Source organism: Methylobacterium oxalidis (assembly GCF_007992195.1).
Taxonomy (GTDB): domain Bacteria; phylum Pseudomonadota; class Alphaproteobacteria; order Rhizobiales; family Beijerinckiaceae; genus Methylobacterium; species Methylobacterium oxalidis.
Window position 1 is genome coordinate 21,257 of sequence record NZ_BJZU01000115.1, and the last position, 7,330, is coordinate 28,586.

General features: G+C 67.8%; 6 protein-coding genes and 1 tRNA gene. 3 read left to right on the forward strand and 4 right to left on the reverse strand.

The annotated features are described in order from the left end of the window. Positions 1-410: 410 nt before the first annotated feature. Positions 411-1,445: an IS110 family RNA-guided transposase gene (locus MOX02_RS23300; RefSeq protein WP_147028216.1), complete on the reverse strand. Its 1,035-nt coding sequence runs from the start codon at positions 1,443-1,445 to the stop codon at positions 411-413. 394 nt (positions 1,446-1,839) lie between these two features. On the opposite strand from MOX02_RS23300, the gene MOX02_RS23305 reads away from it, so the two are divergent. Next, complete coding sequence (locus tag MOX02_RS23305; RefSeq protein ID WP_147028223.1) at positions 1,840-3,057, forward strand: ABC transporter substrate-binding protein; 1,218 nt, start codon at positions 1,840-1,842, stop codon at positions 3,055-3,057. Positions 3,058-3,519: 462 nt separating this feature from the next. Here the strand turns inward: MOX02_RS23305 and MOX02_RS23310 are convergent. Next, a tRNA-Ala gene (locus MOX02_RS23310) sits at positions 3,520-3,595 on the reverse strand. Between the two features lie 115 nt (positions 3,596-3,710). On the opposite strand from MOX02_RS23310, the gene MOX02_RS23315 reads away from it, so the two are divergent. Next, the gene (locus MOX02_RS23315) at positions 3,711-4,013 is read left to right on the forward strand and encodes a YggT family protein (protein WP_132251313.1); all 303 of its coding nucleotides are present in this window, start codon (positions 3,711-3,713) and stop codon (positions 4,011-4,013) included. Positions 4,014-4,061: 48 nt separating this feature from the next. After that, positions 4,062-5,108: a MaoC family dehydratase gene (locus tag MOX02_RS23320; protein ID WP_147028217.1), complete on the forward strand. Its 1,047-nt coding sequence runs from the start codon at positions 4,062-4,064 to the stop codon at positions 5,106-5,108. Positions 5,109-5,124: 16 nt separating this feature from the next. On the opposite strand, the gene MOX02_RS23325 is transcribed toward MOX02_RS23320, so the two are convergent. Next, complete coding sequence (locus tag MOX02_RS23325) at positions 5,125-5,928, reverse strand: TSUP family transporter (RefSeq protein WP_147028218.1); 804 nt, start codon at positions 5,926-5,928, stop codon at positions 5,125-5,127. A 62-nt stretch (positions 5,929-5,990) separates the two neighbouring features. Then, positions 5,991-7,274 (reverse strand): iron uptake transporter deferrochelatase/peroxidase subunit, encoded by a 1,284-nt coding sequence (efeB, locus tag MOX02_RS23330; RefSeq protein ID WP_147028219.1) that lies wholly within the window; start codon positions 7,272-7,274, stop codon positions 5,991-5,993. Between the last annotated feature and the right edge of the window lie 56 nt (positions 7,275-7,330).

Genomic DNA, 7,330 nt, shown 5'->3' on the forward strand with positions numbered 1-7,330 from the left:
GGTGCCTTTTATGCTACGCTTACTAGCTGCCCTGTCAGCTAAGCTTCAGATCGTCCGCTCCGAACCAAAAGGTGGGCTGTCAGCGCCTCACCGGAAGGCCTGCTGATGGCACGCCTCAGACCTATAACCTGAGCTGCTGAAACGTCCTGTGTGGATGGCTCCCGCGTTGCAAGGGGATCTGTGACGAATTGGCGTTTCGGTCGGGTGCCGTCTTGTGTCCGGCCTGTTCGCGCGGTCATCGACCGCTGGCCCTGATGGCTTCCGCGGACGAGGTCCCATCCTGCTTCGCGGGCTTCGACGCCCTCGACGTTTAGCGGGTTGTCCTCGTCCCCGGTCTGACCGGTGCGCCATCACTTCACAGGGTCCTCGCAACCTCCTTCACGCGGTACCGGGCTGATCGGTAACTCTCCTCAGACCGCCGCGATGCCGAGTGCGGGCGTCCGGTAGACCTCGCCCCGGACCATGATGGCCCAGATCGCCCGCGCCGTGCGGTTGGCCATCGCGACCGTGACGACCCGCACCGGCTTGCGGGCGAGCAACGCGTTCAGGCGCGGGTCGGCCGCGCTGGGATGGTGCTTGTTGCGCCGGACGAGCGAGGTCATGCCGGTGACGAGAAGCCGGCGCAGGTACTGATCGCCCATCTTTGAGATCCGGCCGAGCCGTTCCTTGCCGCCGCTGGAGTTGTTGAGCGGTGTCAAACCCAGCCAGGCCGCAAACTGACGCCCGGAGCGGAAGTGGCTCGGATCAGTGACGGTGGCGGCCAGCGCGGTCGCGCCGAGCAAGCCGACGCCGGGCACGGTGGCGATGCGTCGGGCGAGATCGTTCGAGCGGTACCAAGCCAGCAGGTCGCGTTCGAGCCGGTGGATACTGTCCTGCACCGCGATCGCCTGCTCGGCCAGGGCGCCGATCACCTTGGCGGCCAGCTTCGGGACCTCGTGCGCCTCACCGGCGATCGCACGCCGTACGAAGGCGAGGGCATGAGTGAGGCCCTTCGGGATATCGATGCCGAACTCGGCCAGCAGCCCGCGGACCATGTTGACCAACTGCGTGCGCTGCCGGACCAGGAGATCGCGCGTCCGATGCAGAGACAAGGCTGATTGCTGCTCGACCGATTTGATCGGCACGAAGCGCATGGTCCGGCGCGTGACAGCCTCGCAGATCGCCTCGGCGTCCGCCGCATCAGTCTTACCGCGCTCTACGTACGGTTTGACGTAGGCCGGCGGCATCAGTCGCACCGCGTGACCGAGGGCCGTGAGTTCGCGCGCCCAATGATGGCTCGTGCCGCAAGCTTCCATGCCGATCAGACAGGGCGGGAGCTTGCGGAAGAAGGGCATCACCTGCGCCCGCCTGAGCGCGCGCCGGACGAGAACCCCGCCCGTGCAACTGATGGCGTGCACTTGGAAGACGTTCTTGGCCAAGTCGATGCCGACGGTCGTGATCTCCATCGTAGTGGCTCCAAGCTCCTGCTGCATGACAGCACCTTCTTGGCGCCGCAGCGCCGGGAGCGGGAGCCATCCAGCCCATCTGCTTCGGAGACCCTCTACAACTCACATGGATGGCCGGAATGGGCGGATTGTGTTGGAAAAACTCCGTTTGACCCTCTCTTGAGGGCAACAACCTACAACACCTGGGGTAGCGGCGAGCGGTAGCCACCAGCCATAGAGATGTCGGTCCGTGCTCTGGAGTTTTTCAACACAATCGGCGCGAAGCAGCCATCCAGAGATTGCCGCAAGCAGCACGCGATGAGATGTGTACGCTGTCGGCCGGTTCTAACATGATGATCTAGACAGCGTAGGAAAGGCGGAGCAGGCTGTCCCGAAATAGATGCGCGAGGACGCCATGTGGCAGCGGCTTCTTTCTGCAATCGTGCTCGGCATCTTCATTTCCGACGCTGCGACAGCGCAAACAGTACTCAAGCTCGGCATATTAGGCGATCAATCTGGCGCGTATTCTGCCATCGGCGGTCAGGGTTCAGTCGTCGCTGCGCAGATGGCAGTCGAAGATTTCAGACCATCCGAGCGCGGCCTCAAGGTGGAAGTCGTCTCTGGCGACCACCAGAACAAGCCCGAGATCGGCGTGGCGTTCGCCCGCCAGTGGTTCGAGCGGGACGGTGTTGAAGCCATCTTCGACGTGCCGTCCTCATCGGTGGCCCTAGCGGTCAGTGACGTCGCGAAGGAGAAAAATAAGGCGCTGGTCGTCACGGGAGCCGGGACCGCCGATCTGACAGGCCCGAAATGCAGCCCCAACACCGTCCACTGGGCCTACGACACGGTGGCGCTCGCCAACGGCACCGGCAGTACGATGGTCAAGCGAGGCGGCGACACATGGTTCTTCATCGCCGCCGATTACGTCTTCGGCCAGACACTCCAGCGCGATACCACCGCAGTCGTGGAGAAGAACGGCGGCAAGGTCATCGGCTCGATCAAGGCGCCATTCCCGACCGCTGATTTCTCCTCCTACCTACAACAAGCTCGGGACTCCGGCGCCAGGGTGATCGGACTGGCGAACTCTGGAGCCGACACCATCAATGCGGTCAAGCAGGCGGGTGAGCAGGGCATCAGTTCCAAGGGGCAGGCGCTCGCGGCGCTCCTCATCTACTCGTCAGACGTACACACACTGGGAACGAAGGCGGCGCAGGGGCTCGTCCTGACCGAGCCGTTCTACTGGGACCTCAACGATGCGACGCGGGCCTTCTCGGATCGCTTCGCCCACCAGTTTGGAGGCAAGAAGCCGACCTCGAACCAAGCCGCCGTGTATGCGGGCGTGATGCACTACTTAAGAGCGGTGGAAGCTTTGAAATCGGCGTCCGACGGGGCAGCGACAGTCGCCAAGATGAAGGAGATGCCGGCCGACGATCCGCTTTTCGGCAAGGGCGAGATCCGACAGGACGGCCGCAAGATCCATGACATGTACCTGTTCGAGGTCAAGCAGCCATCTGAGTCCAAAGGCGAGTGGGACCTCTACAAGTTGCTGTCCACCATATCTGGACACGAAGCGTTTCGCCCGGTCGCCGAGGGCGGCTGCCCGCTGGTGAAAGGACAGGCGGCAAAACGCTGAGATGTCCGGGCGATGTCCAGCGCTTGAGGCTTTGTAGCTCGGAGCGAGCATGTCCGCTTTTGGGTGAGATCATTTCCGGCTCGGATGGCCGGATCGAGCGCAAAGGAGAAGGGCTGCTTCCGGACGCGAAGCTAAAGCTTGGCTCTCGCTTCGGACACCACTGCTATTTAACCTGACGAGCAGTTGAGCATCAGTCCCGCCCATTCGGCGATGGGAGATGGTGTCCGCAGCAGGCTCGGACTGAGTCTCTGGAGGAACGCGAACCAGTCTCCAGCCGCGTGAGCCGGAAGTCAGCGGAAACTGCACCGTAATGCAGGAGATTGGGAGGCGATCCCACCTTCAGAAGGCAGGAAGAAGTTGTCCGTTAAGCCGCTCAGAGACGGCGCCGAACGAACCCAAGCCGTTACGCGCGGCCGAACAGCGTCTTCGGAGAGCGAGGCGCTCGGTTTCACCAGGAATGCCTGGTGGAGCTGAGGGGATTCGAACCCCTGACCTCCGCAGTGCGATTGCGGCGCTCTCCCATCTGAGCTACAGCCCCGTCGAGGCGCCGGCCTTGTAGGCTTTGGCCCCTCAGCCTGTCAATTCCCGAATCTCGCTGCCCTCCCGCCGTAGCGCGGTTCGGGCGCGGGCCGACGAGGACATCAGATCCCCGCATGAACGCCTTCATCTGGCTCTTCGACACCGTCGTTCAGCTCTTCATCTACGTCCTCATCGCCAGCGCCGTCCTCAGCTGGCTCGTGGCCTTCAACGTGGTGAACGTGCGCAACCCGATCGTCGCCCAGATCGGCGAGGTGCTCTACCGGATCACGGAGCCGGTCCTGCGGCCGATCCGCAACCTCCTGCCGAACCTCGGCGGCATCGACATCTCTCCCATCATCCTGATCCTGCTGCTCCTGTTCGCGAGCCGCCTGCTCCACGAGTTCGTGCCGACGCAGACCACCGTCTACACCCGCTGAGGCGAGGCGCGGTCGCCCGCACCCCGAAGGACGAGACGAACCGACCCCATGAAGACCAATCCCGGCCGCTTCTTCGAGGATTTCCGCCTCGGCGAGACCATCCGCCACGCGACCCCCCGCACGGTGACGACCGGCGACGTGGCGCTCTACACGGCGCTCTACGGCCCGCGCTTCGCCGTGCAGTCGTCCGACGCCTTCGCCCGCGCGATCGGCTACCCGCAGAGCCCGCTCGACGACCTGCTCACGTTCCATGTCGTGTTCGGCAAGACGGTGCCCGACGTCTCGCTCAACGCGCTCGCCAATCTCGGCTACGCCGAGGGCGGCTTCCGGCGCCCGGTCTATCCCGGCGAGACCCTCTCGACCGTCTCCGAGGTGATCGGCCTCAAGGAGAGCTCCAACCGCCAGACCGGCGTCGTCTACGTGCGCTCGGTGGGCTCGGACGCCGCGGGCGAGACGGTGCTGAGCTACTGCCGCTGGGTTCTGGTGCGCAAGCGCGACCCCGAGGCGACGATCGCCGAGGAGCACGTGCCGAGCCTCGCCAAGGCGGTCGACCCGGCCGACCTCGCCGGGGCGATCCCGCCGATCGACCGCGCGGCCTACGATCTCGACCTCGCTGGAAGCCCCTACCGCTTCTCGGACTACGCGGCCGGCGAGCGCATCGACCACGTCGACGGCATGACCGTGGAGGAGGCCGAGCACCAGATCGCGACGCGGCTCTACCAGAACACCGCCAAGGTGCATTTCGACGCCTTCGCCACCAAGGAGACCCGCTTCGGCCGGCGCCTGATCTACGGCGGCCACGTGATCTCGCTGGCCCGCGCGCTGAGCTTCAACGGGCTCGCCAACGCCTTCTCGATCGCCGGCATCAATGCCGGGCGCCACGTGGCGCCGCTGTTTTCCGGCGACACGGTCTACGCCTGGAGCGAGGTCGTCGAGACCGCCGACCTGCCGGGCCGGGACGATGTCGGCCTGCTGCGCCTGCGCACGGTGGCCACCAAGAACCAGCCCTGCGGCGCCTTCCCCGACCGGCAGGGCGAGGGCTACGACCCGGCGGTGATCCTCGACCTCGATTACTGGGCCTTCATGCCGAAGTGAGGGGCGCCTCGCGCCCTCAGCCCGAGGCGAGCAGGCCGAGCACGGCCTGCCGCAGGGGGTTGCCCGGGTCGGAGAGCAGGCGCAGGGCCATCGCGCAGGCGATGGTGACGAGGAGCGGCCGGATCAGCCGGGCGCCGAGGCGCACGGCGAGGGCGGAGCCGATCTGCGCGCCGAGGAAGGCGCCCACCGCCATCGCGAGGCCGATCGGCCAGACCACGTGGCCCGAGGCGGCGAACAGGGCGAGGCTGCCGAGGTTGCTCGCCGCGTTCGCGAGCTTGGTGTGGGCGGTCGCCCGGACCACGCCGAGGCCGAGCAGCGTCACAAATCCGACCATGTAGAAGGCCCCTGCCCCGGGGCCGAACACGCCGTCGTAGAACCCGACCGCGGGCGCCGCGCTGAGGGCGAAGGCGCTCGGAGTGAGCCGCGCGGCGGCGTCCTCGCTGCTCATGCGCTTGGCCGTCGCGAAGTAGAGCGCGATCCCGACGAGAAGGACGGGCACGCCGGCGTCGAGCACGGCCCGCGGCAGCAGGCTCACGCAGAGCGCGCCGAGGATCGAGGCCGCACCCGCGGTGACGGCGATGGGCCAGGCCCGCGGCCAGTCGATCAGGCCGCGCCGGGCGAAGGCGACGGTGGCCGAGCAGGAACCGGCGCTGCCCTGCAGCTTGTTCGTCGCGATGGCGCTGACGGGGTCGAGCCCCGCCAGGATCAGGGCCGGCATGGTGATGAGGCCGCCCCCGCCCGCGATGGCGTCGACGCAGCCCGCCGCCATCGCGACCGCGAACAGGCCCGCGATCAGCCCCGGATCGACACCCCAGATCATCCCGTCATTCCCCGCGCCCGCCGGCCGGCGGCCGCGCCTGCATAGTCCAGGCGCGCGGGAAATCACACGGCGGCGAGCAGCCCCTGGCCGAGCCAGCCGCCGGGCTGCGGCACGCCGGGCAGGGCGAAGAAGTAGCCGCCCCCGATCGGCCGGATGTACTCCTCCAGCTGCTCGCCGCTGAGCCGGGTCTGGATCGCCAGGAAGCCCGCCGTGAGGTCGGCCTGGTAGCAGGCGAAGAGCAGGCCCATGTCGAGCTGCCCCGCCGGGGTGAGGCCGCGGGAGTAGTTGTAGCTGCGGCGCAGGATCAGGTTGGAGCGGGTCTCGGCGCTGCGCGGGTTGGCGCGGCGGATATGGGCGGCGAGCGCGATGCGGGCCCCCTCCGGATCCTGCCCGTAATCCGGGCTCGCCCGCTCGTGGTCGCGGCCGAGCGGCGCCCCGCTCGCCTTGTGGCGGCCGATGATCGCCTCCTGCTCGCGCAGGGGGGTGCGGTCCCAGCGCTCGACCAGGGTGCGGATCACCCGCACCACCTGGTAGCTGCCGCCCACCGTCCAGGCCGGCTCGGAGCCCCCCGCCCTCACCCAGACGTAGCGGTCCATCAGCTCGGCGTTGCGCGCGTCGAGGTTCGCCGTGCCGTCCTTGAAGCCGAGGAGGTTGCGCACGGTGTCGGCGCCCATCGACTTCACCACGTGCGGCGGCAGGAAGCCCTCGATCTTCCAGCGCACCGTCGCGAGGCCCGGCAGGTGCTTGAGCACGTCGCGCAGGGCGTGGATGTTGGTCTCGGCGGTATTGGCGCAGAGCTGCAGCATCAGGTCGCCGTGGCACTGGCTCGCGTCGAGGGCGTCGTTGGGGAAGCGCTCCATCTGGCCGAGCCGGCGGGGCCGGAGCTTGGCGAGGCCGAACCGGTAGTCGAACAGGCTCGCGCCGACCGAGAGGGTGGCGGTGAGGTTGTCGGGGAAGACGACGGGGCCGAGCAGGCCGGAATCGGGCGCGGGCAGGCGCGGGTCGATCTCGGGCACCGGGCCGCCCCTCGTCAGGAAGGCGAGGCGCTCGGTCAGGATCTGGAACAGGCGCGCGAGCTCGTCCCGGTTCTCGGCCAGGACGTCGAAGGCGGCGTAGAGCACGCTCGCGGGCTGGGGCGTGACGATGCCGGCCTGATGGAACCCGTGGAAGGGCTGCGCGTCCCGGGTGCCGTCGCTGCGCGCGTCGGGCATGGTCTCGCCCGCGGGCCCCTGAGGCGGCGCCTCCTGGCTCGCCCGGGCCGGCAGCGCCAGGACGCCCGCGGCCCCGATGACCCCGATCAGCCCGCGCCGCGACGGTCCCGCCCCGTTCGCCCCCTGCCCGCTCATGACCATCCTCCCGCCTGCACCGTCCTCATCCCGCCCGCCGGCACCCACCTCTCCCG

Excerpts from the sequence above, each read along its gene's own strand:
- MOX02_RS23300 (WP_147028216.1), bottom strand. The coding sequence starts at position 1,445 with ATGGAGATCACGACCGTCGGCATCGACTTGGCCAAGAACGTCTTCCAA.
- MOX02_RS23305 (WP_147028223.1), top strand. The coding sequence starts at position 1,840 with ATGTGGCAGCGGCTTCTTTCTGCAATCGTGCTCGGCATCTTCATTTCC.
- MOX02_RS23315 (WP_132251313.1), top strand. The coding sequence starts at position 3,711 with ATGAACGCCTTCATCTGGCTCTTCGACACCGTCGTTCAGCTCTTCATC.
- MOX02_RS23320 (WP_147028217.1), top strand. The coding sequence starts at position 4,062 with ATGAAGACCAATCCCGGCCGCTTCTTCGAGGATTTCCGCCTCGGCGAG.
- MOX02_RS23325 (WP_147028218.1), bottom strand. The coding sequence starts at position 5,928 with ATGATCTGGGGTGTCGATCCGGGGCTGATCGCGGGCCTGTTCGCGGTC.
- efeB (WP_147028219.1), bottom strand. The coding sequence starts at position 7,274 with ATGAGCGGGCAGGGGGCGAACGGGGCGGGACCGTCGCGGCGCGGGCTG.